The following is a 25,904-nucleotide window of genomic DNA, read 5'->3' on the forward strand; positions in this document are numbered from 1 at the left end:
GATTTTGCGATTCCACGAGCACCTCATGAACCGGCTCCCACCTGCGCGAAGTCCCCTTTGTCCGGCTGTGCGGCCGACCGGTAATCCCCAGTTCACCAACTCCCCCTTCCTCCGGGTCTACGCGCGTGGTGTCATGCACACGCTCACCACCCCCCACGTGGGCATCAACTCGACTAGGAGTCACGCATGTTGTGGAAGGTCATCGGCCGCGCAGGGGTCGCCGTGGCGGCCGGCGCCGCCATGCTCGTCACCGCGTCCCCCGCGAACGCCGCGAGCTACTCCGCCTTCGCCTTCTCGCTGAGCAGCAGCGAGCCCACGATCTACGACTTCATCAACTCGGCCACGTCGTCGCTCGACATGACGATGTACGAGCTGGAGGACACCACCGCCGTCAACGACCTGATAGCCCTGGAGAACAAGGGCGTCACCGTGCGGGTGGTTCTCGACCAGGCGCACAAGTCCGCCAACAACTCGGCGTACACCGCGCTGACGAACGCGGGTGTCGGAGTGGCGTGGTCGTCCACCAGCTTCGTCTACACGCACCAGAAGACGATCACCGTCGACGCCACCAAGTCGCTTGTCCTGACCGGGAACCTGACCTCGCAGTACTACTCGACGGGCCGGGACTACGGTGTGTTCACCGACGACACCCGTGATGTCGCCGCGATCGAGAAGGTGTTCAACGCGGACTACGCGGGGACGTCGATCACGCCGACCGACGGGGACCATCTGCTGTGGTCGCCCACCGACTCGCGCACTCGGCTGCTGTCCGTGATCAACGCGGCCACCAAGACGCTCGACGTCGAGGAGCTGGAGTTCAGCGACAGCACGGTGGTCAACGCGATCGTGGCGAGAGCGAAGGCGGGCGTCGCGGTGCGGGTGGTGCTGGAGACGCCCAGCAGTTACTCCAGCCAGGTGTCCGCGGTGAAGGCGGCGGGCGGGAAGGTCGTCGGGTACTCCGACCCGGACGGGTTCTACATCCACGCCAAGGCGATGGTCGCCGACTACGGGCTGTCCACGCAGGAGGTGGAGGCCGGGTCGATGAACATCAGCAGCAACTCGCTGTCGAACAACCGGGAGTTGGGGATCATTCTCACGGGGACGGGGGTGGCTCAGTCGGTGGCTACGACGATTGAGACGACGTTCAACAGCGACTATGCGGGTGGTACGGCCGCGTAGGTTCTCGCTGGGTTTGGTCGCCGGCTGACCGCCGGTGGGGGCTGGTTGCGCAGTTCCCCGCGCCCCTTATAGGGGCGCGGTACCGCACCGGCGACAATCAGGGCCGTCTGCCTGTTGTGAGCAAGTGGGCGCTTGCGCCCAGGAGGGTTGGCTCTGACTCTGTGCGCCGGGTGGCCGCCAGGACGATCTCTCGGCGGTCGGGGGCGTCCAGCCAGTCCTCTACTCCGCCCATCAGCCAGGCCAGGCCCTCCAGGCCGTACTGGCCCTCGACTGTCAAGCCCGCGTCGGTGAACTCGGCGGGGACCTCGGTGGGTTGGGCGAAGTAGGCGACGGTGAACAGGCCGCCCTCGCCGTCGTGGCGGCCGTCGGTGCTCGCCGCGTCGGTGCGGGCACGCTGGGCGGGGTCGAAGTAGCGCTCCTCGCGGAGCAGGTCGTGCAGGCCCGCGTAGCGGTTGATGGTGGCCGCCACCACCGGACCGCCCGGTCGGACCACGCGGCGGGCCTCCGCCAACGCCCTTACGCGGTCGGACCGTTCGGGCAGGTGGTACAGCGGGCCGAGGAGCAGGATCGCGTCGTACGAGGCGTCCTCGTCCGGGAGGGAACGGGCGTCGCCAGGTCTCGCCTTCACTCCGGGCAGGCGGGACGCCTGTTCGACGTGCAGCGGTACGGGGTCGACCAGTTCGACCTCGTACCCGTCCTCGGCGAGCCACTGCGCGTGTACGCCGCTGCCGCCGCCGACGTCCAGTACCCGTGCGGGGGCCGGGGGCAGGATGCGGCGCAGTACGTCCTGGGTGCGCCAGAACTCCAGGCGGCCCGCGGGGGCGCCGCCCTCTCTGAGGCGGGCGTCCTCCTTGCCGCGGGCGTAGTAGCCGAGGATCTCCTCGTGGACGGCCGGGGGTTGTTCGCGTGTCGTCTCGGTCATCGCCCCAGGCTGCTGATCCGCCCGGCCCACGTGCAACGGGTTAAGCCCCGCGTGGGGCCACCAGCCCCGACTCGTAGGCGAAGACGACCAGTTGGGCACGGTCCCGGGCGCCGAGCTTCGTCATCGCCCTGCTGATGTGGGTCTTGGCCGTGAACGGGCTGATGACCATGTGCGCGGCGATCTCCTCGTTGGTGAGGCCGTGCGCGGCGAGGGCCGTCACCTCGCGTTCGCGGCGGGTGAGGCAGTCGAGGCCCGGAGGTGTGGCGCGGTCCGGTGGGCGGGCGACGAACTCGCCGATCAGGGTGCGGGTGACCGACGGGGAGAGCAGGGCCTCGCCGCGGGCCACGACCTCGATGGCCTGGAGGAGGTCGGCGGGTTCGGTGTCCTTCAGCAGGAAGCCGCTCGCGCCCGCGCGCAGGGCCTCGAAGACGTACTCGTCGAGGCCGTAGTTGGTGAGGATCACGACCCGGACGGCCGCGAGTGCGGGGTCCGCGGCGATCCTTCGGGTCGCCTCGATGCCCGTCATGACCGGCATCTGTACGTCGATCAGCGCGATGTCGGGCACCTGCGCACGGACGAGGGCGAGCCCCTGCTCCCCGTCGGCCGCCTCACCGACGACTTCTACCCCCTCCTCGGCCTCCAGCAAGGCCCGGAACCCGGCCCGCATGAGCGCCTGGTCGTCGACGAGAGCGACCCGGATCATGCCGCCGCCCTGCACGTCCTCCTTCATCCCGCCTCCCCCAGCGGCAGCGATGCCCGTATCTCGAAGCCGCCCCCCTCGCGTGGTGCCGCGTGCAGGGTGCCGCCGAGGGCCGTGACGCGTTCGCGCATGCCGGTGAGGCCTACGCCCGGCGTGGTCGGGCGGGCCGGATCGGCGGTGCCGTCGTCCGCCACGTGGATCGTCAAGTCGTCGTCGGCGTAGGCGAGTTCGACCGTGACCTTGGCCGGGCCCGCGTGCCTTGCCGCGTTGGTGAGGGCCTCCTGGACGATGCGGTACACCGCTCGGTCGACCGTCGCCGTCAGCGGGCGTTCCTCGCCGGTGACCGTGAGGTCCACGGACAGGCCAGCCGCGCAGGCGCGCTCCACCAGGAGAGCCGGCGTGCCCGTGGGTTCGTCGCCGCGCAGCAGCTCCAGAGTGGCTCGCAGCTCGCGCATCGCCTCGCCGCTCGCGTCCTGGATGGCGAGCAGCGCGGGCGGTATCTCCTCGCCGCGCTTGCGGGCGAGGTGCACCGCGACCCCGGCCTGGAGCTTGACGATGGAGATGCTGTGGGTGAGGGAGTCGTGCAACTCCCTGGCTATGCGCAGGCGTTCCTCGCCCGCACGGCGCAGCGCCGCCTCCTCCCGGGTCCGCTCCGCCTCCAGCGCGCGCTGCTCCGTCTGGCGCAGATACGCCTGCCAGTTGCTGTCGGCGAGACCGGTGACGACCGCGCACAGGAACCAGCCCGCGAGCAGCATGGCCCGCTCGACCACCTCCTGGCTCGTCGGCCCGGTCGCCATGAACGCCGCCAGGAACACTCCGCTCGCCGCGGCCGCCAGGCCCCGGTGTCCCACCCGGGCCGCCGTGTGCACCGCGGCGAAGACGGGCAGCGCGGAGACCGGGCCCGGGTGGGCGTGCAGCACGTACGCCGAGCCGCTCGCGGTGGTGACGGCCAGCACCGCCCGCGGGGCCGCCCGGTAACCGGCCAGCGCGGCCGAACCGACCGCGATGAGCGCGTAGTCGAGGGGCCCGGTGTCCGCGTCGAAGGCGGCCACGGTCATGACGAGGGCACCGACGACGACCGCGAGGGTTGCGTCGGCGAGCCGCCTGCCTGTCACGAAGTGCCCGCTCATGCACGCACAGTAGACGGCCGCACCGACAACGGCGTCAGACCTGTGGACGGCTCCCCCACTACTCCCCACGCAGTACTGGACGGCCCTCGCAGACTCCTCGTCGTACTGCCGACAACCTCCACGCGTACGACGACGTCACCCACTCCGCCCGCGCATGCTGCTGACCATGTCCACACCCTTCCGTCACACCCAGCCACCGTCGCCCAGGTCGGCCACCGGCCGCGTCGCCGAGGTCTACGAGCAGATCGCCGCCGACTTCGGCATCGACCGGCCGCACACCTTCGTGGTGCTGTCCTCCGCGCCCGAACTCCTCGCACCCACCTGGGCGCTGATGCGCGAGTCCCTGATCGCCGGCCCCGGCAGCCGTACCGGCAAGGAACTCGCCGCGCTCGGGGTCTCGCTCGCCAACCGCTGCCCGTTCTGCGTGGACGCGCACACCGTGCTGCTGCACGCGACCGGCGAGCACGCCCTCGCCGAGCAGCTGGCCCGCGACGAGGACCCGGCGAACGCGGAGCACGAGCGCCTGCTGGACTGGGGCCTCGCCACCCGCGTGCCGGGCGCCGACCTGCGGCCGTACCCCTTCCCGGACGAGCAGGCCCCCGCCTATCTGGCCACGGCCCTCGTCTTCCACTTCATCAACCGGATCGTCTCCGCGCTGCTGACCGAGCAGCTGCTGCCGGGCGGCCTCCAGCGGTTCCGCGCGGTACGCAGCATCGCGGGGCGCGCGCTGTCGCGGACCGTGCGCCGCACCCCGGAGCCCGGGGCCGCGCTGGCCCTGCTCGACTCCCCCGGCCCCGGCCCCGAGTGGGCCGCCGGCACCCCGGTCGGGCCCGCCTACGCCGCTCTGGGCGCGGCCGCCCGGGCGGGCGCGGGCCTGCTCGACGCCGACGACCTGGACCTCGTACACACGACTCTGCGGGACTGGGACGGCGAGCACCCCTCGGCCGTCCTGCGTGGGTTCCCGCGGCGCCAGGAGCGGCCCGGGGCGCGGCTGGCGCTGCTGGCCGCGCTCGCGCCGTACCGCATCACGGACGAGGACGTGGCCGCCTGGCGCCGTCCCGAGCACACCGATCACTGTCTGGTACATCTCGTCGCGTACGGCGCCTTCGCGGCCGTGGACCGCATCGAGAGCGCGCTCGCCCTGCCCGCCGCGTCATGACCGGGACGGCCACGAGTCCGGTGCGCCAGGCCGCACTGGTGCACGACGCGCTGTTCGCGGGGGCCGGCGTCAGGCTGGCCGACCGGGTGCTCGACGTCGGCTGCGGTACCGGGGAGGCGACCCGGATCGCCGCGCGGATCGCCGCCCGCGGGCATGTCGTCGGCGTGGACGTCTCGGCGCCGCTGTTACGGACGGCGCGCGAGCGCACCGCGTCCGAAAAGCTGCGGAATGTCGTGTACGTGGAGGCGGACGCCGAGGTCCATCCGTTCCCGCGCGCCGGGTTCGACGTCATCCTGAGCGGGGGCGGGGTGACGTCGTTCGCCGACCACTCGGCCGCGTTCGGGCGGCTGGCGCGGGCACTGCTGCCCGGCGGGCGGCTGGCGTTCGTGTGCCCGCGCGTGGGTGCCGTGCCGGCTCTGCGGGATCCGGCGCGCATCCGCGCGACCCTGCGGAGATACGCGAACGTCGTGGTCAGCCCGCTCGCCCTCGGCCCCGCCGATCTCTGGCTGGTGACCGCACTGAGGGAGCGTCAGCCATGAGGGCTCAGTGACCGCACAGGCACGGAGCGAGTTCGCACTTCCGTCTCACAGGGACTCGTGTGAAACTGGCGCCCCGTCCGCAGTGCGGACTGCTCCGCACACCGTCCCCCACCGAAAAGTGTGCCCGTGCGCGAATTTCCTCTGCCGGTCGCCCTGACGGCACGCCTGTCCCCGGTCGTCGTGCTCGCCGCGGCGGGCTGGGCACTGTCGTCGGGCCCCGCGGCACCGGCCGACGAGCACAACACCTCGCACAAGACGAGCACTTCGTCGCCCTCCGCGCCGTCCACGCAGGCCGTGTCCAAGTCGTACGACTCCGCCCCCGCCCCCTGCGGCGCGATCACCACGGCGACGATCAAGTCGTTGGTGCCGGGCGCCAAGACGGCCGGCAAGGAGATCAAGTCGACGGACTCGAAGCTGCGCCGCACCTGCTCCTGGAACGCGCTCAAGGGGTACGACTACCGCTGGCTCGACATCTCCTACGAGGTCATGACCTCGGACGAAGCGGCGCAGAAGGAATACAAGGAACGACTTGCGGAGAAAAGCGGCGGAGGGGATGTTCCGGGCCTCGGTGACGAGGGCTACTCCGTCGTGAACCTCACCACCGAGGACAAGCAGCAGACCCGCGAGGGCGTCGTCATCGCGCGCGTGTCCAACGTCCTGGTGGTCACCACCTACAACGGCAGCGACTTCGAGTCGAAGAAGGCGCCGAGCACGAGCGTGATCAACACCGGCGCGATCAAGGCGGCGAAGGACGCGGTGACCGCGCTGAAGGGCAGCCAGAGCCAGTAGCTCCGGCTGCCCTTCGAGTGGCGGGGCTCAGGCCTCCGGGCGGTTCTTTCCGGTCAGCACCATCAGGAGCAGGTAGAGCACCATCGAGGTGCCGAGGCCCACCGCCCAGCCGTAGTCCGCGAGGGACTTCAGGAACGGGATGGGGCGGCCGTCGATCAGCGGCTTGAAGCTGGCGCCGCCGATCGCGAGGACACCGCCCACCACGAAGGCGACGACGGCCCGCCAGTTCCAGCCGCCCTCGTACCAGTAACGGCCGCCTGTACGGTACAAGTCGACGAGGTCGAGCTTGCCGCGGCGCAGGATCCAGTAGTCGGCGATGAGGATGCCGGCGACCGTGCCGAGCAGACCGCCGACCAGACCGAGCCAGGTGAAGATGTAGCCCTGCGGGTCGGAGTACAGCTTCCACGGGAAGATCAGTACGCCGATGACGCAGGTGGCGAGGGCGCCGGTGCGGAAACTGATCTTCCGGGGCGCGATGTTGGAGAAGTCGAAGGCCGGGGAGACCAGGTTGGCCGCGATGTTCACGGAGAGGGTCGCGACCAGGACGGTCACCAGGGCGTACAGCAGGCCGAGGACGTTGTCCGTCTTGGCGGCGAGCTGGACCGGGTCCCAGATCGTCTGGCCGTACACGGCCTGCGAGCCGGAGGTGACCAGCACGGACAGGAACGCGAAGAGCGTCATGGTGGTCGGCAGGCCGAGGGCCTGGCCCCAGGTCTGCGCCTTCTGCGACTTGCCGTAGCGGGTGAAGTCGGGGATGTTCAGCGACAGCGTCGACCAGAAGCCGATCATGCCCATCAGGGACGGCCAGAACAGCTTCCAGAAGCCGCCGCCCCAGCCGAGCTTGGAGGGCTGGTCGAGCAGCGGGCCGAAGCCGCCGGCCTTGTTGCTCATCCAGATCAGCATCACCAGCGCGCCAACGATGACGAAGGGCGCGGCCCAGTTCTCGAAGCGGCGGATCGTCTCCATGCCGCGGTAGATGATGGCGACCTGGATCGCCCAGAAGATCGCGAACGACAGCCACATCGTCCAGGCGTACCCGCCGATCTTCCCCGCGTCGGACCAGCCGTTGCCGATCAGCTTCCCGGCGAGGAAGTAGATCGCCTCACCACCGATCCAGGTCTGGATGCCGAACCAGCCGCACGCCACCAACGCCCGTACGACGGCGGGGAGGTTGGCGCCGCGGATACCGAAGGAGGCCCGCGCGAAGACCGGGAAGGGGATGCCGTACTTCGGTCCCGCGTGCCCGGTGAGCAGCATCGGGACCAGCACGATGACGTTGGCCAGGGCGATGGTGAGCACCGCCTGCTTCCAGTCCATGCCGACGGCGATCAGACCGGAGGCCAGGGTCCAGGAGGCCGTGTTGTGGGCCATGCCGACCCACAGCGCGGAGAAGTTGTACGTGGTCCAGGTGCGCTTCTCGATCGGGACCGGGAGCAGGTCCTCGTTCGCGTACGGACCGCTGGGCATGGGGGACCCCGGCGCGATCTCCACGCGCCCGTCGTCGAGGGTGACTTGAGCGGTCAGCGGTATGGCCGTGGGAGCGGTGTCGGTCATGGGCAGGCCAATCAATGAGGGGTGGGTCCGGAAAGGCCGTGCGGGTCTCCGGCCCCCTCCCCGGGGAGGTGGGGAGGGGGTGAACTGGAGTGGGGGGACGGTGGGTTGAGCGGGGCTGCTGCGGGTCAGGCGTTGACGGCGGGGATGATCTTCGTGCCGTACGCGTCGATCACGCTCTCCTGCGCGTCGTGCATGTCGTACACGGCGAACTGGTCGACACCCAGCTCGCGCAGGGCGTTGAGCTTCTCGATGTGCTTCTCGACGGGTCCGATGAGGCAGAACCGGTCGACGATCTCGTCGGGGACGAAGGCGGTGTCCGGGTTGTCGGCGCGGCCGTGGTGCGAGTAGTCGTACCCCTCGCGGGCCTTGATGTAGTCGGTGAGTTCCTCGGGGACCTGGGCGGAGTGCTCGCCGTACTTGGAGACCAGGTCGGCGACGTGGTTGCCGACCATGCCGCCGAACCAGCGGCACTGGTCGCGGGCGTGGGCGAGGGCCTCGGGCGAGTCGTCCTCGGTGACGTAGGCGGGGGCGGCGACGCAGATCTTGACCTCGGAGGGGTCACGGCCGGCGGCGACGGCCGCGTCCTTCACGGCCTTGACCATGTACTCCGTGAGATAGAGGTCGGCCAGCTGGAGGATGAACCCGTCGGCCTCCTCGCCGGTCATCTTCAGCGCCTTGGGGCCGTACGCCGCCATCCAGACGGGGAGTTCGGCACCCGGCTTGATCCACGGGAACTTGACCACCGTGCCGCCGAGGTCGGCCTCCTCGCCGCGGCCCAGCGCCCGGATGACCTTCATCGCCCCGCTGATCCGGGCCAGGGTGTTGGGGGTGCGGCCCGCGACGCGCATCGCGGAGTCGCCGCGGCCGATGCCGCAGACGGTGCGGTTGCCGAACATGTCGTTGAGGGTGGCGAAGGTGGAGGCGGTGACCTCCCAGGTGCGGGTGCCGGGGTTCGTCACCATCGGGCCGACGGTCAACTTCTGGGTGTTGGCCAGGATCTGACTGTAGATCACGAACGGTTCCTGCCACAGCACCGCCGAGTCGAAGGTCCAGCCGTAGGTGAAGCCGTTGCGCTCCGCCCGCTTCATCAGGCTGACGACCTTCGAGGCCGGCGGATCGGTCTGCAGGACGAGTCCGAAGTCCATGTGCGCCACTCCTAGTTGAGGTACTGACAGGTGGAGCGCGGGGTGTAGACGCCGTGCCCTGCGTGGCCGGTGTACTCCCGCTCGGTGATGACGAGTTCGCCGCGCGAGAGCACCGTCTCGACCCGGCCGGTGATGCGCTTGCCCTCGTAGGCCGAGTAGTCGACGTTCATGTGGTGCGTCTCGACGGACATGACCTGCTCGGCGTTCGGGTCGTAGATGACGACGTCGGCGTCCGCGCCGGGAGCGATGGTGCCCTTCTTCGGGTACATGCCGAACATCCGGGCCGGGGTGGCGCAGGCGATCTCGATCCAGCGGCGGCGGCTGATGTGCCCGTCGACAACTGCCTGGTGCAGCAGGTCCATTCGGTTCTCGACGCCCGGCAGACCGTTGGGGATCTTCGAGAAGTCCCCGCGCCCGAGCTCCTTCTGCCCGACGAAGCAGAAGGGGCAGTGGTCGGTGGAGACGACCTGGAGGTCGTTGGTCCTGAGGCCCTGCCAGAGCTTGGCCTGGTGCTCCTTGGGGCGAAGGGGCGTGCTGCACACGTACTTGGAGCCCTCGAAGTCGGGCTCGGCGAGGTTGTCGGTCGACAGGAAGAGGTACTGCGGGCAGGTCTCGCCGAAGACCGGCAGCCCCTCGTCGCGCGCCCGTGCCAGCTCGGCGACTGCCTCCATCGCCGAGACGTGCACGACGTACAGGGGCGCCCCCGCGACCTGCGCGAGCTTGATGGCGCGGTGCGTGGCCTCCGCTTCGAGAAGGGCCTTGCGCACCTCGCCGTGGTAGCGCGGGTCGGTCTCCCCTCGCGCCAGCGCCTGCTCCACCAGCACGTCGATCGCGATGCCGTTCTCGGCGTGCATCATGATCAGGCCGCCGTTCTCGGCGGAGCGCTGCATGGCGCGCAGGATCTGGCCGTCGTCGGAGTAGAAGACGCCGGGGTAGGCCATGAACTGCTTGAAGGAGGTCACGCCCTCCTCCACCAGCAGGTCCATCTCCTTGAGCGTCTCCTGGTTCACATCGGAGACGATCATGTGGAAGCCGTAGTCGATCGCGCAGTTGCCCTCGGCCTTGGCGTGCCAGGCGTCGAGGCCTTCGCGGAGGCTGTGGCCGACGCTCTGTACCGCGAAGTCGACGATCGTGGTGGTGCCGCCCCAGGCGGCGGCCCGGGTGCCGGTCTCGAAGGTGTCGGAGGCGAAGGTGCCGCCGAAGGGCAGCTCCATGTGGGTGTGGGCGTCGACGCCACCGGGGATCACGTACTTCCCGGTGGCGTCGATGACACGCTCGGCACTGAAAGCCTCGGCCGCGGGCGTGCCGGAGGCGGCGAGGGCGGCGATGCGGCCGTCCTCGATCAGCACGTCGGCGTGGATCTCGTCGGACGCCGTGATGACGAGACCACCGCGGATGACGGTACGGCTGCTCATGGTCCCTCTCCTGCCAGAGTGAACGGTTCGGTCAGGGTGCGGTCAGCGGCGGGTAGGCGTCGGGACGGCGGTCGCGGTAGAACTGCCAGCGGTCGCGCACTTCCCGCAGCTTGGCCATGTCCAGGTCGCGGACGACGAGTTCGGTCTCCTTGTCGGAGGCCACCTCGCCCACGAACTGGGCCTCCGGGTCGACGAAGTAGGTCGTCCCGTAGAAGTCGTTGTCGCCCAGCTCCTCGACGCCGACCCGGTTGATCGCGCCGACGAAGTACTCGTTGGCGACGGCCGCCGCCGGCTGCTCCAACTGCCAGAGGTAGGCGGACAGTCCGCGCGAGGTGGCCGACGGGTTGAAGACGATCTCGGCGCCCGCGAGACCCAACGCCCGCCAGCCCTCGGGGAAGTGGCGGTCGTAGCAGATGTAGACGCCGATCTTCCCGACCTTCGTGTCGAAGATCGGCCAGCCGAGGTTGCCGGGACGGAAGTAGAACTTCTCCCAGAATCCCGGGACCTGGGGGATGTGGTGCTTGCGGTACTTGCCGAGGTACGAGCCGTCCGCGTCGATCACGGCCGCGGTGTTGTAGAGGACGCCGGGCTGCTCCTCCTCGTACATCGGCAGGATCAGGACGATGCCCAGTTCCTTGGCGAGCGCCTGGAAGCGCTTGACGATCGGCCCGTCGGGGATCTGCTCGGCGTACTCGTAGAACGCCTTGTCCTGGACCTGGCAGAAGTAGGGCCCGTAGAACAGCTCCTGGAAGCACAGCACCTGAGCACCCTGCGCGGCCGCGTCGCGGGCCGCCTGCTCGTGTACCTGGATCATGGATTCCTTGTCGCCCGTCCACGCTGTCTGGAAGAGGGCGGCGCGAATCACTCGGCTCATCGGGACCTCCGGTCGCTCGGTGTGCGAGAAGACTAGGAAGTCCGAAAACCGGCTTTGAGTTGCACGGTGTCACGTCTGAAGGCGTGCGGCGTGCCACGGTGTCACCCTCTCGTGGGCCCATGTTTCACCGCCGTTTTCCCAGGTCGTCGCATGTTTCACCCCTGTTGCGCGTCGTGCGCGAGGAGTGCGATGTGCACCGAGGCCGCCTGCTCGAAATCGTCGAGATCGACACCGAGCCGACCCTGTATGGCTTCCAGCCGGCGATACAGCGCGGGCCGGGAGACGTGGTGGAGCTGAGCCGTGCGGGACTTGTTGCGGCCGGTGGCCAGATAGGTCCGCAGCACGGACAGCAGATCGTCACCGGCCGAACACAGCAGCCCGTCCAGCTCCCGCTCGGCGAAGGACTGCACGTGCGGGTCGTCCCGCAGCAGCCGGATCAGCCCTCGCAGATGTACGTCCTTCAGGCGTACGACGGCCGGGAGGTCCAGGGCGTGCGCGGAGTCCGCCACGGCGTCGGCGACGTGCTGCGCCTCGCGCAGTCCAGCCGGTACGTCGTCCCAGGCGATGCGGGGATCGGCCGCGGCGACGACCGTGCGGACGGCCTCGGAGCGCAGCCGGGCCGCGAAGTTCGCCACGAGCACGGAGGCGTCCTGGTCCCGGGCCAGGCTCAGCAGCACGGCGGTGGCCTCCTCGGCGAGCTCGGCGACGAGGCCCGGCAGCCCCAACATCCGCAGGACACGCTCCAGTTGGGCGGGCTCGCCGTCCCGTACGACCAGCGGTACGAAGGTGCGCCGGTTGACGGGCAGTCCGGCGGCACGCGCGCGTGGCAGCAGCTGCCGTGCCGGTACGACACCGCTCACCAGGTCGGTCAGCAGGCTCTGCGCCGACTGTTCCTCCCAGGTGTGGGCGGAGTTGCCGCCCAGCATGCGGTGCAGGACGAGGGCCTCGGCGCCCCGGTCGGCGAGGAGCCGTCCGGTGGCGGTGTCCCCGCGGTACCCGCACAGCACGATCTGGCCCCACCGCTCCCCGCGTCCGCCCAGCTCGGCGCGGATCCAGCCGTCGCCCTCGGTGCCGCCGGCCTGCCGGGAGATCCGCTCCCAGTCGCGCAGCACGTCGTCCACGGCGGACCGCTCCCCCGCCGTGGCGAGGACGCGGTGCGCGAGGTTGGTGACGACGACCGGGCAGGCGCTGTGCTGGGCGACCTCGTCGAGGAGGCTCTGCAGCGGGGCGCCCGCGGTGATGAGTCCGGTCAGGGCGGTCCGTACGGACTCCGAGAGGCTGACGGCGGCGAACTTCCGCCGTACCAGCCGGGCCTGGACCTCCTCCGTCAGCTCCGCGAAGGGGAACGGCCGGTGGAGGACGACCATCGGCAGCCCGCAGCGCTCGGCGGCCCGGCGCATGACGTCCGGGGGCGCCGGAAAGGCACGCCCGAGGCCGAGCACCACGGCCGAGGCCTCCGCGCGGTGCAGGGACTGGATGTACTCGGCCTGCTTCTCCTCGTCGCCGGCGAGCAGCACGCCGGTGGTGAGGACCATCTCGCCGCCGCTGAGCATCACGCCCACGTCGGGCGCCTCGGCGACGTGCACCCAGCGCACCGGCCGGTCGAGCTGGGCCGCACCGGCCACCACCTCGGGCTCCCCGGCGAGGACCCGTTCCATGGTCAGCACCTGGCGCACGGACAGCGCCGGTTCGAGGCTCCCGAAGGTGGTGGTCATGACGGCAGTTCCCTTGCTCAGTCCACTACTGCGACAGGCTCCTCAGAGCGCGTTCGAGGATCGCGGCGCCCTCCTCGGCCTCGGCGACCGTGAGGGACAGCGGCGGCGCGATCCGCAGGGCGCTGGTGTTGTGGCCGCCGCCCTTGCCGATGAGCAGCCCCTCGGCGCGGGTCGCCTCCAGGACGGCGGACGCGGCCTGCGGGTCGGCCTCGTCGGTGCCGGGCTTGACCAGCTCGACGCCGAGCATCAGACCCCGGCCGCGCACCTCCCGTACGTGCGGAACCTGCGCGGCGACGGCCCGCAGCCGCTCGACGAGCAGTCCGCCGACGCGCCGGGCGTTGCCCTGGAGGTCGTGTTCCAGCAGGTAGTTGAGGTTGGCGAGGCCGGCGGCCATGGTGATCTGGGTGCCGCCGAAGGTCGAAATACTGTTGGAGTCGAGGCAGTTCATGATCTCGGCGCGGGCGACGACCCCGCCGATCGAGCTGCCGTTGCCGATGCCCTTGGCGAAGGTGAGGATGTCCGGCGGGCCGCTCTGGCCGTGTGCCTGCCAGCCCCAGAAGTTGTCGCCGGTGCGGCCCCAGCCGGTCTGCACCTCGTCGGCGATCCACAGGATGCCGCGCTCGGCGAGGACCTCGCGGAAGGCGGCGTACAGACCGTCGGGCGGGGAGGTGAAGCCGCCGACGCCCTGGATGGGCTCGGCGATCAGGGCCGCGGGCGGGCGGGTGTGGCCGAGGAGGTCCGTGAGGTCGTCGACGCAGGCCTCGATGAAGGCGTCGTCGCTGAGGTCGGCGTAGGGGCCGCGGGTGCGGACGCCGCCGTGGACGTACAGGGTCTGGAGCGGGGACAGGGAGGTCGGGGACCAGCCGCGGTTGCCGGTGATGCCGACCGCGCTGAAGGAGCGGCCGTGGTAGCTGTTGCGCATCGCCAGGATCGTGTTGCTGCGGCGGTAGGTGGTGGCGAGCAGGAGAGCCGTGTCGTTGGCCTCGGTGCCGGAGGTGGTGAAGAAGACGCGGGCGTCCGGGATGCCGCTCAACTGGGCGATGCGCTCGGCGAGTTCGACCATCGGGCGGTTGAGGTAGAGGGTGGACGAGTGGAGGATCCGTCCGGCCTGCTCGCTCACCGCCTTGGTGACCTCGGGCAGGGCGTGCGCGGTCATCGTCGTCAGGATGCCGCCGAAGAAGTCGAGGTACTTGTTGCCGTCCGAGTCCCAGACGTACCGGCCCTCGCCGTGCGTGATCTCGAGGGGGTCCTCGTAGTAGAGCGCCAGCCAGTCCGGCAGGACGGACCGATGACGTGCGTACAGGTCGCTCACGGCTGCACCAGCCCCTCGTAGGCGTCGGGTCGTCGGTCTCGGTAGAACGCCCACTGCTGGCGCACTTCCTCGATCAGGTCGAAGTCGAGGTCGCGGACGACGAGTTCCTCGCTCTTGTCGCTCGCCGTCTCGCCGACGAACTGACCGCGCGGGTCGACGAAGTAGCTCGTCCCGTAGAAGTCGTTGTCGCCGTACTCCTCCTGGCCGACGCGGTTGATGGCGGCGATGAAGTACTCGTTGGCGACGGCCGCGGCGGGCTGCTCCAGCTGCCACAGGTAGGCGGACAGGCCGCGTGAGGTGGCCGACGGGTTGTAGACCAACTGGGCGCCGTTGAGGCCGAGTTGCCGCCAGCCCTCGGGGAAGTGGCGGTCGTAGCAGATGTAGACGCCGACCTTGCCGACGGCGGTGTCGAAGACGGGCCAGCCGACGTTGCCGGGCTTGAAGTAGTACTTCTCCCAGAAGCCCTTGACCTGCGGGATGTGGTGCTTGCGGTACTTGCCGAGGTAGGTGCCGTCGGCGTCGATCACGGCGGCGGTGTTGTAGTAGAAGCCGGACTGCTCGACCTCGAAGACCGGGACGACGATCACCATGCCGGTCTCGCGCGCGAGTTCCTGCATACGAACGACGGTCGGCCCGTCGGGCACCGGTTCGGCCCAGCCGTAGTGCTCGGGTTCCTGGACCTGACAGAAGTAGGGCGCGTTGAACACTTCCTGGAACCCGATGATCTTCGCACCCTGGCGGGCCGCCTCGCGGGCGTGCTCCACGTGTTTCGCCACCATGGACTCGGTGTCGCCGGTCCAGGTGGCCTGGACCAGAGCGGCACGTACGACGTTGGCCATGAGCTGCTCCTTCGGCGGGACGTCAGAGCCTCTACGCCCGTAGACGACGGCCGTAGAGGGATGAACGTAAGCCTCCGGGAGAGCCTTGCCAAGACCATCGCCGTTAACCCGCGGAGTCGATCTCGTTTCGCACTCCTGTGGGTGAGCGGGGACTGTGTCAGGCGGCGAAACCGGCGACCCGGAGGGCGTGCACCAGGTCCCAGTGTCGCTCGTCCGACACTCCTCGCGCGGCTTCGAGCAGCAGCGGTACGAGGGCCGACGGGTCCGGCTCGGCGCTGCGGGCGGCCTCCTCGGGGGTGCGGACCCTGACGTACGCGTCGAGCAGCGCGCGCACCTCACGCCGGCGCCCCTCGGCGGCGAGCCCCAGCACGGCCCGGCCTATCTCGCCGGCGGGGCGGGCGACGCCCTGCCGCAGGATCTGCTCGCCGTCGGAGTCGCGCCCGGCCGCGACCAGCGCGTCCGCGGCCGCGACGAGCCGGTCGGCGGGCAGCGAGGCGGCCTCCCACAGCAGCGTCGCCCAGTCGGCGCCGAGCCCGGCCCGCTGCAGCTCGACGGCGAGCAGCGGGAACCGCACGGCGGGCCAGTAGGCGGCCTCGACGAGCAGGGCGTGCGCCTCGCCGCTTCGGCCCTCGGCACGCAGCCGCACGAGCCGCTCGACGGCCCCGGCGACCTCACGGGCCCCCTCCGCGTCCAGAGCCTCGACCACCGGCTCCGCCCGCTCGGGCGCCTCCGCGGCGCCGGCGAACCGGGCTCCGCGAGGGGTACGGCCGCCGTCGGCGGTGGACGCGGGGAGGACTGCCAGGGCAGTCGGGGGTACGACGACGGGCGCGGCGTCCTCCTCGGCCATCCCGGCGAAACGGGCACTGCCCCGGCGCTTGCGCTTCTTGGGGGCGGGGGGTTCGGGGGCGGGGTCGGGTTGCACAGGGGCGGACTCAGCGGCGGTGGTGTGCTGCGGGGCCGACGGAGCCGCGGTGGTTTGGCGCGGTGCGGGGTGCTCGGAGGCCGTCGAGACCGCGGCGCCGTACTGCGGCGCGGGCCGTTCCGACACCGGATGAGCGGGGGCCGGGTACCGCGGTGCCGGGGCGGAGGGGTGGAGCGTGCGGCCGGACGCCGTGGAGTGCGGGGCGCCCTGGAACTCCGGGGCGACGGGCTGGGGCTCGCCCGGAGCCGCCGTCTCGAAGGGGCCGCGCCACGCGGCCGAGGGCTCCTGTCCGCCCCGTGCGCGCGAGTTCTCCGGCCCGCGCCGCACGTTCGCCGCGCCTTGGCCGTACGAATCGATCGGCGCCCGCGATTGCCGGCCCCCTGTCTCGTACTCACCTCGCGCCCCGCTGGCGGCCGCCGGGTCGTCGGGGCCGTGCCGCTGGGGGAAGCCGGTGTCGGGTCCGCCCCTCCGGAACGCTCCCCCTTCGGCGGTCGGCGCCTCGATCTCCTCGTACTCCCGGTCGATCCGGTAGACCGCTCCCCCGCTGAGCCGGCCCCGTCGTGTCGTCGTCATCTGTTCGCCGGTCGGCCTGCGGTCCAACTCGGCTATCCGGCCGCGGAGTTCGGCGCAGCGGGCGGTGGCGCGTTCGTGGTCGTCGTGGGCCCAGGCCAGGTCGAGGCGGATGGTGTCGGCCTGCTGCTGTGTGGTCGCGGAGGCGAGCATGCGGGCCAGTTCCGCCTGGCGTTCGGCGGCGTAGCGCTGTTCGCGGAGCATGACGTCGAGACGGTCGCCGAGGGCGTCCCGGGCGCCGGGGCGGGCGTCGTACGCGGTGAGCGCTGCCGTGTGCATGGGGCGGACCCGGGTCAGTTCCTCGGCGACGAAGGCCGGACCGTATTCCGCGGTGAGGTCCTGCAGCAGCGCCTCCACCACGTCCCAGGGCGGCACTTCACGCCCTTCGAGACAGGCCCGCATGCCGTCCGGATCGCGCTGCCAGAACACCGCGCACCAGCCGCCGCCCTGGTCCAGGCGCGCCAGCAGGCCATTCAGGTAGTTCGCGAACTCCCGCACCCGACCCGGGAGTTGATCCACAGCCATCGCCCAACTCCCGCCAGACCGGAGCACTCCGCTTCCGTAGGCAACACCAGTCGTGTTACGGGGTTGCTACGGGGAGTTTTCGACGGGCGTGCAGACACGTCATTGCGCGATCTTGACCGATGTGCGGCCGATCACGCGAGCAGTGGCGCGCAGCGCTCCACCAGGTCGTCCATCGACAGACCCAGCGTCCGGGCCAGCGCGGCCACCGTGAAGAAGGCCGGCGTCGGGGCCCGACCGGTCTCGATCTTGCGCAGCGTCTCCGCGGAGATGCCCGCCGCGGCCGCCACGTCCGTCATGCTCCGTCCGCCGCGGGCCTCGCGCAGCAGCCGGCCGAGCTGCTCGCCGCGTTCGCGTTCTTCCGGGGTGAGAGGGGTGCGCACCATGCCGCCATTCTAATCCCGGATTTCAATCCGGTCTAACAACCCGGTATATTAATTGGCATGGTGGAACTGAAGACGGACACATCGATCGACGCCATGTACGAGGCGGGCCAGGTGGTCGGGCGTGCGCTCACGGCCGTGCAGAAGGCCGCTGACGTGGGCGTTTCTCTGCTGGAGCTGGACGAGGTGGCACGCGAGGTGCTGCGCGGGGCGGGAGCCGGCTCGCCCTTCCTCGGCTACCGTCCCTCCTTCGCGCCCACGCCCTTCCCGGCCGTCATCTGTGCCTCGGTGAACGACGCGATCGTGCACGGCATCCCGACCCGCTACCGGCTGCGCGACGGCGACCTGGTCTCCATCGACTGCGGCGCCGAACTGGGCGGCTGGGCGGGCGACTCGGCGATCAGCTTCACGGTCGGCGAGCCGCGCCCGGCGGACGTACGGCTCATCGAGACCGCCGAGCGGGCCCTCGCGGCCGCCGTCGACGCGGCGGTCGTCGGCAACCGCGTCGGCGACATCGCGCACGCGATCGGCACGGTGTGCCGGGACGCGGGCTACGGCATCCCGGAGGGCTTCGGCGGACATGGCATCGGGCGCCGTATGCACGAGGACCCGGGCGTCCCGAACGAGGGCCGGCCCGGCCGGGGTTACCCGCTGCGGCACGGCATGGCCCTGGCGATCGAGCCGATGCTGATGGCGAGCGGGCGGGACGGCTATCACGCGGCGGCGGACGGCTGGACGCTCCGGACGGACGACGGTTCGCGGGCGGCGCATGTGGAGCACACGGTGGCGATCACGGAGAGCGGGCCGAGGATCCTGACGGCACGCTGAGCGAGGCCACGGTGCGCTGTCGGCCTGCCTGCCCGATCATCGGGGGCTCGGGGGGCGCACGTGGGGTTCAAGCGGCTGTTCGGGATCCGGGATCCGGAAGACAGGGGTGTCCGGACCAGCTGGAAGTCACCTTCCAGACCAACGCCGTGGGCGCCCTGGTCCATGTCCGGCGCGCCGCTCCCCACGAGGTCGGTCACGCCGACTGGGGCGTGCGGGTACGCAAGGTGCTGGAGGAGCTCGTACTCATCGAGTCCCTCTGACGGCCCGGGTCCGTCCGCTGGAGGTGCTGCCCACCGGGGTTCGTGCGAAGGTGTTCTACGAACGCGCGCCCAAGGTGTGATCCGCTCGCGCACGGGTTACCCGACTCCGGCATGTCGATCAGCGAGGGCGTCCCCGGCCCGCGCAGGGACGCCGGATGGGACAGCCATGACCAGCGGCTTCAGCGGACCCGAGGGCTACGACCCCTTCGGTGAATTCCTCGCCCGATTCTTCGGCGGACCACGCCCCGGCCCGCGGCAGATAGACATCGGACGGCTGCTCAGCCAGCCGGCCCGGGAACTCGTGCGCGGCGCCGCCCAGTACGCCGCCGAGCACGGCAGTCGCGACCTCGACACCCAGCACCTGCTGCGCGCCGCCCTGACCAGCGAGCCGACCCGGAGTCTGCTCAGCCGCGCCGGCGCCGACCCGGACTCCCTGGCGTCGGAGATCGACGAGCGGTCCGGCCCGGTCCAGCACACGCCCGAGGAGGCGCCACCGCCCACCTCGCTCTCGCTCACCCCGGCCGTCAAGCGCGCCCTGCTGGACGCGCACGACCTGGCGCGGGCGAGCGGCGCGGGCTACATCGGCCCCGAGCATGTGCTCAGCGCCCTGGCCGCGAACCCCGACTCGGCCGCCGGGCACATCCTGAACTCGGCCCGCTTCGCGCCCACCGGCCCGCCCGAGGCCCCGGACACCGCGCCGGGCGGCCGCACCGAGCAGGCGCGCGCCACGGGCACGCCCACCCTCGACAAGTACGGCCGTGATCTCACCGACCTGGCCCGGGAGGGCCGTATCGACCCGGTGATCGGGCGGGACGACGAGATCGAGCAGACCATCGAGGTGCTCTCCCGCCGCGGCAAGAACAACCCGGTGCTGATCGGGGACGCGGGCGTCGGCAAGACCGCCATCGTGGAGGGGCTGGCCCAGCGGATCGCCGACGGGGACGTGCCCGACGTGCTGACCGGGCGGCGCGTGGTCGCCCTCGACCTGACCGGCGTGGTCGCGGGCACCCGCTACCGCGGCGACTTCGAGGAGCGGCTCAACAACATCGTCGGCGAGATCCGCGCCCACTCCGACCAGCTCATCGTCTTCATCGACGAGCTGCACACCGTCGTCGGCGCGGGCGGAGGCGGCGAGGGCGGTGCGATGGACGCCGGGAACATCCTCAAGCCGGCGCTGGCCCGCGGCGAGCTGCACATCGTCGGTGCCACCACGCTGGAGGAGTTCCGCCGGATCGAGAAGGACGCGGCACTCGCCCGCCGCTTCCAGCCGATCCTCGTCCCCGAGCCGTCCGTCGCGGACACCATCGAGATCCTGCGCGGCCTGCGCGACCGTTACGAGGCCCACCACCAGGTCCGTTACACCGACGAGGCGCTGGTTGCCGCCGTCGAGCTGTCCGACCGCTATCTCACCGACCGCCGCCTGCCCGACAAGGCCATCGACCTCATCGACCAGGCCGGGGCCCGGGTACGGCTGCGGGCGCGGACCAAGGGCACGGACGTACGGGCCATGGAGCGCGAGATCGGACAGCTGACCTGCGACAAGGACCAGGCGGTCGCGGACGAGCAGTACGAGAGGGCCACCCAACTACGGGATCAGATCACCGAGTTGAAGCAGCGGATCGCCGAGGCCGGCGGGGAGGACAAGGCCGACGAGGGCCAGGATCTCGCGGTCACCGCCGAGGCGATCGCCGAGGTGGTCTCGCGGCAGACCGGCATCCCGGTCGCCAGCCTCACCCAGGAGGAGAAGGAGAAGCTGCTCGGCCTGGAGGAGCACCTCCACGAGCGGGTCGTGGGCCAGGACGAGGCCGTGAGCGTGGTCGCCGAGGCGGTCCTGCGCTCCCGCGCCGGGCTCGCCAGCCCCGACCGGCCGATCGGCAGCTTCCTGTTCCTCGGCCCGACCGGCGTCGGCAAGACCGAGCTGGCCCGCGCGCTCGCCGAGGCCCTGTTCGGCAGCGAGGAGCGCATGGTCCGCCTGGACATGAGCGAGTACCAGGAACGGCACACCGTCAGCCGCCTGGTCGGCGCCCCGCCCGGATACGTCGGCCACGAGGAGGCGGGCCAGCTCACCGAGGTCGTGCGCCGGCACCCGTACTCGCTGCTCCTCCTGGACGAGGTCGAGAAGGCGCACCCGGACGTCTTCAACATCCTGCTCCAGGTCCTGGACGACGGCCGGCTGACCGACTCCCAGGGCCGCACGGTCGACTTCACCAACACGGTGATCGTCATGACCAGCAACCTCGGCTCCGAGGCGATCAGCCGCCGGGGCGCGGGCATCGGCTTCGGCGCGGGCGGCACGGACGCGGACGAGGAGGCCCGCCGCGAGCAGATCCTCCGGCCGCTGCGGGACCACTTCCGACCGGAGTTCCTGAACCGCATCGACGAGATCGTGGTCTTCCGCCAGCTGACGACGGATCAACTACGGCAGATCACCGACCTGTTGCTGGAGAAGACGCGGCGGCTGCTGCACGCCCAGGGCATCACGGTCGACTTCACGGACGCGGCGGTGGACTGGCTGGCCGAGCGAGGCTTCCAACCGGAGTACGGCGCCCGCCCCCTGCGCCGCACCATCCAGCGGGAGGTGGACAACCAACTGTCCCGGCAACTGCTGGACGGCACGATCGCGGAGGGCGGCACGGTGACGGTGGATGTGGAGGAGGGGCGCCTCGTTTTCAGGAAGTAGGGTTCACGACTTCACGGCGTGGGGTTCACGACCATCGCCGAACCCCCGCCTCGCCGCACCGTCTCCGCCGCGGCCAGCCACTTCCCGTCCGGCAGCCGCTGCACGCCCGTCGCCGCCCCGATCTCGGGATTCAGCGAGAACGAGTGCCCGATGGCCTCCAGCTGGGACCTCAAGTCGCTGTTGTACAGGCCGGGTTCGAGCTCCGTCTTCGCCGCGTTGCGCTGGCTGGCGCGCGGCGCGGCGATCGCGTCGACCAACGGCAGATGACGGTCGAGGAACTCGGTCAGCACCTGCAGCACGGTCGTGATGATGGTCGCCCCGCCCGGCGAACCGACGGCCACCACCGGCTTGTTGTGCTGGTCGAGGACGATCGTCGGCGAGATCGACGACCGCGGCCGCTTCCCGGGACCCGGCAGGTTCGGGTCGTGCACGGCGGGGTTCGCCGGCGTGAACGAGAAGTCCGTCAGCTCGTTGTTGAGCAGGAACCCGCGTCCGGGCACGGTGATCGCGCTGCCGCCGGTCTGCTCGATGGTCAGCGTGTAGGACACGACATTGCCCCACTTGTCGGCGACCGTCAGATGGGTCGTGTTCTCGCCCTCGTACGTCGTGGGAGCCGCCGTACCGCCCGACGCGCACGCCGCCGGATTGCGCGGATCGCCCGGCGCCACGGGACTGGTCAGCACCGCGTCGTCCTTGATCAGGCAGGCCCGCGAGTCGGCGTACTTCTGCGACAGCAGTTCCTTCGTCGGTACGTCCTCGAAGGCGGGGTCCCCGACCCAGCGCCCCCGGTCCGCGAACGCGATCCGGCTGGCCTCGATGTAGTGGTGCAGGTACTGGACCTCGCCGGCCTTGGAAAGGTCCGTGTTCTCAAGGATGTTGAGCGCCTCGCCGACGGTCGTGCCGCCCGAGGACGAGGGCGCGATCGAGTACACCTTCAGGCCGCGGTACCCCGTCTCGGTGGGCGCCTGGAGCTTCGCCCCGTACGCGGCCAGGTCCGCGTCGGACAGCTTGCCCGGCCGCGCGTTCCAGCCCGAACTCGCGTCCACCGGCGGATTGTTCACCGTGTTCACGATGTCGTCGCCGAGGTCGCCGTGGTAGATCGCGCCGACGCCCTTCTTGCCCAACTCCTCGTAGGTGCGGGCGAGATCGGGGTTCTTGAACGTCGAGCCGACCACGGGCAGCTGCCCGCCCGGCAGGAACAGCTTCGCCGTGTCCGGGAAGTACCGGAAGCGCGTCTCGTTGGACGCGGTCTGCGTGCGGAAGGTGTCGTCGACGGTGAAGCCGTCGCGGGCGATCCGCTCGGCCGGCCTCAGCACCGAACCGAGTCCCCTGCTCCCCCATTTGTCGAGCGCCGTCTGCCAGGTGGCGGGCGTGCCCGGGGTGCCGACGCTCAGGCCGCTGCTGACGGCGTCGGCGAAGGCGAGCGGCTTGCCGTTCTCCACGAAGAGGTTGGAGTCGGCGGTCAGGGGCGCTCTCTCGCGGCCGTCGATCGTGTGCACCGTACGGGACTTGGCGTCGTAGTAGACGAAGTAGCCGCCGCCTCCGATACCCGAGGAGTAGGGCTCGGTGACGCCGAGGGCGGCCGCCGTGGCGACGGCGGCGTCGACCGCGTTGCCGCCCTTCCGCAGCACCTCGATACCGGCGGCGGAGGCGTCCGCGTCTACGCTGGCGACCGCGCCGCCGTAGCCGACGGCGACCGGCACTTTCGCTGCGGCCGTACTCCCCGAGGACGGTGGCGCCGCCGCCCCCACCGAAACCACGGCGGCCGATACCGCCAGGACCGACAGTTTCCGCGCGACAGGGCGACGCATCCGTACCTCCAGTCCAGGACCGTCCGCGCAGCGTAACCACATCACCGGAGCCCCGACAGACCCAATCCGGGCAGCTGTCATACGAATGCCACAGATCGAACACCGGTACGTACCAGCCATCTCGGCCCGCTAGCATGCGCGCCCATGAATGACGACGTGCGCAACATCGTCCTGGGCGTGGTCGCGGCCGGCCTCAGCGCCACCCTCGGCTGGCTGGCCCGTACCTACCTGTGGAAGCGGAAGCTCCGCCGCAAGCAGGCGTTCTTCGGGCTGCCCGACAACTCCGAGTCGCTGCTCGTCGTCAACCGCGACGCCAGCAGCCCCGATCTCGCGGTGCACCGCTACGACGTGTTCGCACTGCTGGAGCTCTCCGCGCTCATCAAGGACTGCGGGGCGCATGCCGAGGTGATCACACAGGACATGGCCCGGCAGGGCTTCGGCGAGCGCACGGAGTTCTGTGTGGGCGGGCCGAGTTCGAACCGGCGCATGGCCGCCCATATGAACGCCATGCTGCCGGGGGTCCGGGTGAACAACGATCCGGAATCGGGTGCGGACTGGCTGGCGTTCCAGATCGGCAGTGAGCGCTACCGCGTGGAGAAGGGCGTCTCCGAACACGTGCTGCTGGCCCGCCTCACGGCCGGGCAACCCGGCCTGTCCCGGCCGGTGTTCCTGTTCTGCGGCCAGACCGCGATCACCAACCAGGCCGCCACCCGCTACCTCGCCCGCAACCACGAGCGCCTCGCCCGCAAGTACGGAAACAACGGGTTCGTGCTGCTGCTGAAGGTGGTCAACTCGCAGGCGTACGGCCCGGATGTCGCCGAACTCGTCGCGGACGTGACGCGGGCGGCACAGGCCCCGCTCCCGACGCCCGCGGCTCCCCGTAACTCCCACCGCTCGTCCTGAATTCATTCACATGACAACAATCGTTACTCGCACGTAACTTACCGACGGGTTACTTGCGGTAAGAGGTCGCGGTTACCGTCTGGTCACTTTGCACTTACACGAGTGAGGAGTGACCCGTGGGACTTCATCGCAAGGCCCTGCGTACGTCCGCCGTGGGCGCCGTGTCCGCGACCCTGATCGCCGGTGGCGCCTTCGGGCTCGCCCCCACCGCCCAGGCGGCCGACGCCGTCCGCTTCGTCGACATCTCCGGCGACGGCGGCACCGTGCTCAAGGCGAACGTCATCACGCCCGCGGGCGCCGACGGCACCCGGCACTACCCGCTGCTCGTGCTGCCCACGAGCTGGGGCCTGCCCCAGGTCGAGTACCTCGCGCAGGCCCAGAAGCTCGCCGACTCCGGCTATGTCGTGGTCAGTTACAACGTCCGCGGCTTCTGGCAGTCGGGCGGGGAGATAGAAGTGGCGGGCCCTCCCGATATGGCCGACGCCTCCAAGGTCATCGACTGGGCGCTCGCCAACACCCCCGCGGACGCACAGCACATCGGCATGGCGGGCGTCTCGTACGGCGCCGGCATCAGCCTGCTCGCGGCCGCACACGACAAGCGCATCAAGGCGGTCGCCTCGCTCAGCGGCTGGGCCGACCTGATCGACTCGATCTACTCGGGCCGCACCCAGCACGTCCAGGCGGCCGGGCTGCTGGACGGCGCGAGCCTGGTCACCGGCCGGCAGAGCGCCGAACTCCGGCAGATCTTCGACGACTTCTACGCCTCCAACCTGTCCAAGGAACAGGACATGATCAATTGGGGGAAGAAACGTTCGGCCGCTACATACGTGGATCAAATCAACAAGAACGGCGCCGCGGTCATGATGGCCAACGCGTGGGGCGACACGATCTTCCCGCCCAACCAGTACGCGGACTTCTACGAGAAGCTGACCGGCCCGAAGAGACTGGAGTTCCGCCCCGGCGACCACGCGACCGCCGAGCTGACCGGCCTGTTCGGGCTGCCCAACGACGTGTGGACGGACACCGAGCGCTGGTTCGACCACTACCTCAAGGGCGAGGACAACGGCATCGACCGCGAGGAGCCGGTCCAGCTCAAGTCCCGTTCCACCGGCGGCTACGAGGGCTACCCGGACTGGAAGTCGGTGGGCGCGACCCGAAAGAAGCTCGCCCTCGCCGGCACGACCACGATCCACGCCAACGTCGACTCCGGGGCGGACGGCGGGATCGTCTTCCTGTCCAGCATCCTCGACCAGGTGGCCCAGCTGCCCCCGGTCGCCTCGATCCCCCTGCTCCCCCGCCGCTGGGCCGCCGTGTGGCAGTCGGAGAAGTACGCCACGGCCCAACAGGTGCGCGGCACCGCCAAGTTGCACACGACGCTCACTCCTACCAAGGAGAGCGGCACCCTCGTCGCCTACCTGTACGACGTGGGGCCGCTCGGCCTCGGCAAGCTGGTCAGCAACGCGCCGTACACCTTCCACGGGCGTACGCCCGGAAAGCCGTTCGACGTCGACCTGGAGCTGTACTCCACGGCCTACGACGTCCCGGCAGGGCACCGACTCGCCCTGGTCGTCGACACGGTCGACCCGCTCTACATCGAGCACAACCCGTCCGGCGCGCAGCTGACCTTCTCCTCGCCGGCGGACGACCCGTCGTACGTGTCGATTCCGCTGCGCGAGCAGTGATCTCCGGCTGCCGCCGGGCGGGTACGGCTCTGTGACCGTCGCCCCCTACTGCCTCGGGGCCGTAGGGGGTA

21 protein-coding genes are annotated in these 25,904 nt (G+C 70.6%); 8 read left to right on the top strand and 13 right to left on the bottom strand.

What is annotated here, in order from left to right:
• The first annotated feature begins 186 nt into the window (after positions 1 to 186).
• Positions 187 to 1,179 (top strand): phospholipase D-like domain-containing protein, encoded by a 993-nt coding sequence (locus tag ABZ848_RS32130; RefSeq protein ID WP_360837583.1) that lies wholly within the window; start codon positions 187 to 189, stop codon positions 1,177 to 1,179.
• A gap of 97 nt (positions 1,180 to 1,276) precedes the next feature.
• On the opposite strand, the gene ABZ848_RS32135 is transcribed toward ABZ848_RS32130, so the two are convergent.
• From ABZ848_RS32135 to ABZ848_RS32145, 3 genes are read right to left on the bottom strand one after another with little or no spacing between them, the layout of a single operon-like run.
• Positions 1,277 to 2,101 (bottom strand): class I SAM-dependent methyltransferase, encoded by an 825-nt coding sequence (locus ABZ848_RS32135; protein WP_360837585.1) that lies wholly within the window; start codon positions 2,099 to 2,101, stop codon positions 1,277 to 1,279.
• Between the two features lie 40 nt (positions 2,102 to 2,141).
• Positions 2,142 to 2,804 (bottom strand): response regulator transcription factor, encoded by a 663-nt coding sequence (locus ABZ848_RS32140; RefSeq protein WP_360837727.1) that lies wholly within the window; start codon positions 2,802 to 2,804, stop codon positions 2,142 to 2,144.
• A 23-nt stretch (positions 2,805 to 2,827) separates the two neighbouring features.
• Complete coding sequence (locus tag ABZ848_RS32145) at positions 2,828 to 3,931, bottom strand: histidine kinase (protein WP_360837586.1); 1,104 nt, start codon at positions 3,929 to 3,931, stop codon at positions 2,828 to 2,830.
• A gap of 166 nt (positions 3,932 to 4,097) precedes the next feature.
• On the opposite strand from ABZ848_RS32145, the gene ABZ848_RS32150 reads away from it, so the two are divergent.
• The 3 genes from ABZ848_RS32150 (at position 4,098) to ABZ848_RS32160 (ending at position 6,418) form a co-directional block, all read left to right on the top strand.
• Entirely contained in the window at positions 4,098 to 5,090 is a 993-nt protein-coding gene (locus ABZ848_RS32150; protein ID WP_360837588.1) for a carboxymuconolactone decarboxylase family protein, read from the top strand.
• The gene (locus ABZ848_RS32155) at positions 5,087 to 5,629 is read left to right on the top strand and encodes a methyltransferase domain-containing protein (protein WP_360837589.1); all 543 of its coding nucleotides are present in this window, start codon (positions 5,087 to 5,089) and stop codon (positions 5,627 to 5,629) included. Before ABZ848_RS32150 ends, ABZ848_RS32155 begins: the two co-directional genes overlap by 4 nt.
• Positions 5,630 to 5,755: 126 nt before the next feature.
• A complete protein-coding gene (locus tag ABZ848_RS32160; RefSeq protein WP_360837591.1) occupies positions 5,756 to 6,418 on the top strand; it encodes a hypothetical protein in 663 nt (220 codons plus the stop codon).
• Positions 6,419 to 6,445: 27 nt separating this feature from the next.
• Here ABZ848_RS32160 and ABZ848_RS32165 read toward each other — a convergent pair whose 3' ends face one another.
• From ABZ848_RS32165 to ABZ848_RS32205, 9 genes are all read right to left on the bottom strand, one after another.
• Positions 6,446 to 7,972 carry an NCS1 family nucleobase:cation symporter-1 gene (locus ABZ848_RS32165; RefSeq protein WP_360837593.1) on the bottom strand — a complete coding sequence of 509 codons (1,527 nt, stop codon included), beginning with the start codon at positions 7,970 to 7,972 and terminating at the stop codon, positions 6,446 to 6,448.
• Between the two features lie 125 nt (positions 7,973 to 8,097).
• Positions 8,098 to 9,117 (bottom strand): TIGR03842 family LLM class F420-dependent oxidoreductase, encoded by a 1,020-nt coding sequence (locus tag ABZ848_RS32170; protein WP_360837595.1) that lies wholly within the window; start codon positions 9,115 to 9,117, stop codon positions 8,098 to 8,100.
• Positions 9,118 to 9,128: 11 nt separating this feature from the next.
• Positions 9,129 to 10,532 (bottom strand): dihydropyrimidinase, encoded by a 1,404-nt coding sequence (hydA, locus tag ABZ848_RS32175; RefSeq protein WP_360837597.1) that lies wholly within the window; start codon positions 10,530 to 10,532, stop codon positions 9,129 to 9,131.
• Positions 10,533 to 10,563: 31 nt separating this feature from the next.
• On the bottom strand, positions 10,564 to 11,406 hold the full coding sequence (locus tag ABZ848_RS32180; protein WP_028808905.1) for a nitrilase-related carbon-nitrogen hydrolase: 843 nt from the start codon (positions 11,404 to 11,406) through the stop codon (positions 10,564 to 10,566).
• A 155-nt stretch (positions 11,407 to 11,561) separates the two neighbouring features.
• The gene (locus ABZ848_RS32185) at positions 11,562 to 13,121 is read right to left on the bottom strand and encodes a PucR family transcriptional regulator (RefSeq protein WP_360837599.1); all 1,560 of its coding nucleotides are present in this window, start codon (positions 13,119 to 13,121) and stop codon (positions 11,562 to 11,564) included.
• Between the two features lie 25 nt (positions 13,122 to 13,146).
• On the bottom strand, positions 13,147 to 14,433 hold the full coding sequence (locus ABZ848_RS32190) for an aspartate aminotransferase family protein (RefSeq protein ID WP_360837601.1): 1,287 nt from the start codon (positions 14,431 to 14,433) through the stop codon (positions 13,147 to 13,149).
• On the bottom strand, positions 14,430 to 15,272 hold the full coding sequence (locus tag ABZ848_RS32195) for a nitrilase-related carbon-nitrogen hydrolase (RefSeq protein WP_360837602.1): 843 nt from the start codon (positions 15,270 to 15,272) through the stop codon (positions 14,430 to 14,432). Before ABZ848_RS32195 ends, ABZ848_RS32190 begins: the two co-directional genes overlap by 4 nt.
• Before the next feature lie 157 nt (positions 15,273 to 15,429).
• On the bottom strand, positions 15,430 to 17,289 hold the full coding sequence (locus ABZ848_RS32200; RefSeq protein WP_360837604.1) for a hypothetical protein: 1,860 nt from the start codon (positions 17,287 to 17,289) through the stop codon (positions 15,430 to 15,432).
• Positions 17,290 to 17,420: 131 nt separating this feature from the next.
• Positions 17,421 to 17,672 (bottom strand): helix-turn-helix transcriptional regulator, encoded by a 252-nt coding sequence (locus tag ABZ848_RS32205; protein ID WP_360837606.1) that lies wholly within the window; start codon positions 17,670 to 17,672, stop codon positions 17,421 to 17,423.
• A gap of 57 nt (positions 17,673 to 17,729) precedes the next feature.
• Between ABZ848_RS32205 and map the strand changes: the two genes are divergently transcribed.
• Together map and ABZ848_RS32215 are read left to right on the top strand one after the other, a co-directional pair.
• Positions 17,730 to 18,497, top strand: coding sequence for a type I methionyl aminopeptidase (map, locus tag ABZ848_RS32210; protein WP_360837608.1), 768 nt, complete (start codon positions 17,730 to 17,732; stop codon positions 18,495 to 18,497).
• A 426-nt stretch (positions 18,498 to 18,923) separates the two neighbouring features.
• A complete protein-coding gene (locus ABZ848_RS32215; RefSeq protein ID WP_360837609.1) occupies positions 18,924 to 21,437 on the top strand; it encodes an ATP-dependent Clp protease ATP-binding subunit in 2,514 nt (837 codons plus the stop codon).
• Positions 21,438 to 21,448: 11 nt separating this feature from the next.
• Here the strand turns inward: ABZ848_RS32215 and ggt are convergent, their stop codons facing one another.
• Positions 21,449 to 23,248, bottom strand: a complete 1,800-nt coding sequence (gene ggt, locus ABZ848_RS32220) for a gamma-glutamyltransferase (RefSeq protein WP_360837610.1) — start codon at positions 23,246 to 23,248, stop codon at positions 21,449 to 21,451.
• 144 nt (positions 23,249 to 23,392) lie between these two features.
• Here ggt and ABZ848_RS32225 point away from each other — a divergent pair, with 144 nt between their 5' ends.
• Both ABZ848_RS32225 and ABZ848_RS32230 read left to right on the top strand, forming a co-directional pair.
• Entirely contained in the window at positions 23,393 to 24,151 is a 759-nt protein-coding gene (locus ABZ848_RS32225) for a hypothetical protein (protein ID WP_360837611.1), read from the top strand.
• A gap of 116 nt (positions 24,152 to 24,267) precedes the next feature.
• A complete protein-coding gene (locus ABZ848_RS32230; protein WP_360837613.1) occupies positions 24,268 to 25,833 on the top strand; it encodes a CocE/NonD family hydrolase in 1,566 nt (521 codons plus the stop codon).
• Positions 25,834 to 25,904 lie beyond the last annotated feature (71 nt).

The sequence above is a fragment of the Streptomyces sp. NPDC047081 genome (assembly GCF_040643775.1).
GTDB lineage: Bacteria > Actinomycetota > Actinomycetes > Streptomycetales > Streptomycetaceae > Streptomyces.

Excerpts from the sequence above, each read along its gene's own strand:
- map (WP_360837608.1), top strand. The coding sequence starts at position 17,730 with ATGGTGGAACTGAAGACGGACACATCGATCGACGCCATGTACGAGGCG.
- hydA (WP_360837597.1), bottom strand. The coding sequence starts at position 10,532 with ATGAGCAGCCGTACCGTCATCCGCGGTGGTCTCGTCATCACGGCGTCC.
- ABZ848_RS32195 (WP_360837602.1), bottom strand. The coding sequence starts at position 15,272 with ATGGCCAACGTCGTACGTGCCGCTCTGGTCCAGGCCACCTGGACCGGC.
- ABZ848_RS32225 (WP_360837611.1), top strand. The coding sequence starts at position 23,393 with ATGAATGACGACGTGCGCAACATCGTCCTGGGCGTGGTCGCGGCCGGC.
- ABZ848_RS32205 (WP_360837606.1), bottom strand. The coding sequence starts at position 17,672 with ATGGTGCGCACCCCTCTCACCCCGGAAGAACGCGAACGCGGCGAGCAG.
- ABZ848_RS32135 (WP_360837585.1), bottom strand. The coding sequence starts at position 2,101 with ATGACCGAGACGACACGCGAACAACCCCCGGCCGTCCACGAGGAGATC.
- ABZ848_RS32150 (WP_360837588.1), top strand. The coding sequence starts at position 4,098 with ATGTCCACACCCTTCCGTCACACCCAGCCACCGTCGCCCAGGTCGGCC.
- ABZ848_RS32165 (WP_360837593.1), bottom strand. The coding sequence starts at position 7,972 with ATGACCGACACCGCTCCCACGGCCATACCGCTGACCGCTCAAGTCACC.
- ABZ848_RS32185 (WP_360837599.1), bottom strand. The coding sequence starts at position 13,121 with ATGACCACCACCTTCGGGAGCCTCGAACCGGCGCTGTCCGTGCGCCAG.
- ABZ848_RS32140 (WP_360837727.1), bottom strand. The coding sequence starts at position 2,804 with ATGATCCGGGTCGCTCTCGTCGACGACCAGGCGCTCATGCGGGCCGGG.
- ABZ848_RS32200 (WP_360837604.1), bottom strand. The coding sequence starts at position 17,289 with ATGGCTGTGGATCAACTCCCGGGTCGGGTGCGGGAGTTCGCGAACTAC.
- ABZ848_RS32170 (WP_360837595.1), bottom strand. The coding sequence starts at position 9,117 with ATGGACTTCGGACTCGTCCTGCAGACCGATCCGCCGGCCTCGAAGGTC.
- ABZ848_RS32180 (WP_028808905.1), bottom strand. The coding sequence starts at position 11,406 with ATGAGCCGAGTGATTCGCGCCGCCCTCTTCCAGACAGCGTGGACGGGC.
- ggt (WP_360837610.1), bottom strand. The coding sequence starts at position 23,248 with ATGCGTCGCCCTGTCGCGCGGAAACTGTCGGTCCTGGCGGTATCGGCC.
- ABZ848_RS32215 (WP_360837609.1), top strand. The coding sequence starts at position 18,924 with ATGACCAGCGGCTTCAGCGGACCCGAGGGCTACGACCCCTTCGGTGAA.
- ABZ848_RS32130 (WP_360837583.1), top strand. The coding sequence starts at position 187 with ATGTTGTGGAAGGTCATCGGCCGCGCAGGGGTCGCCGTGGCGGCCGGC.
- ABZ848_RS32145 (WP_360837586.1), bottom strand. The coding sequence starts at position 3,931 with ATGAGCGGGCACTTCGTGACAGGCAGGCGGCTCGCCGACGCAACCCTC.
- ABZ848_RS32155 (WP_360837589.1), top strand. The coding sequence starts at position 5,087 with ATGACCGGGACGGCCACGAGTCCGGTGCGCCAGGCCGCACTGGTGCAC.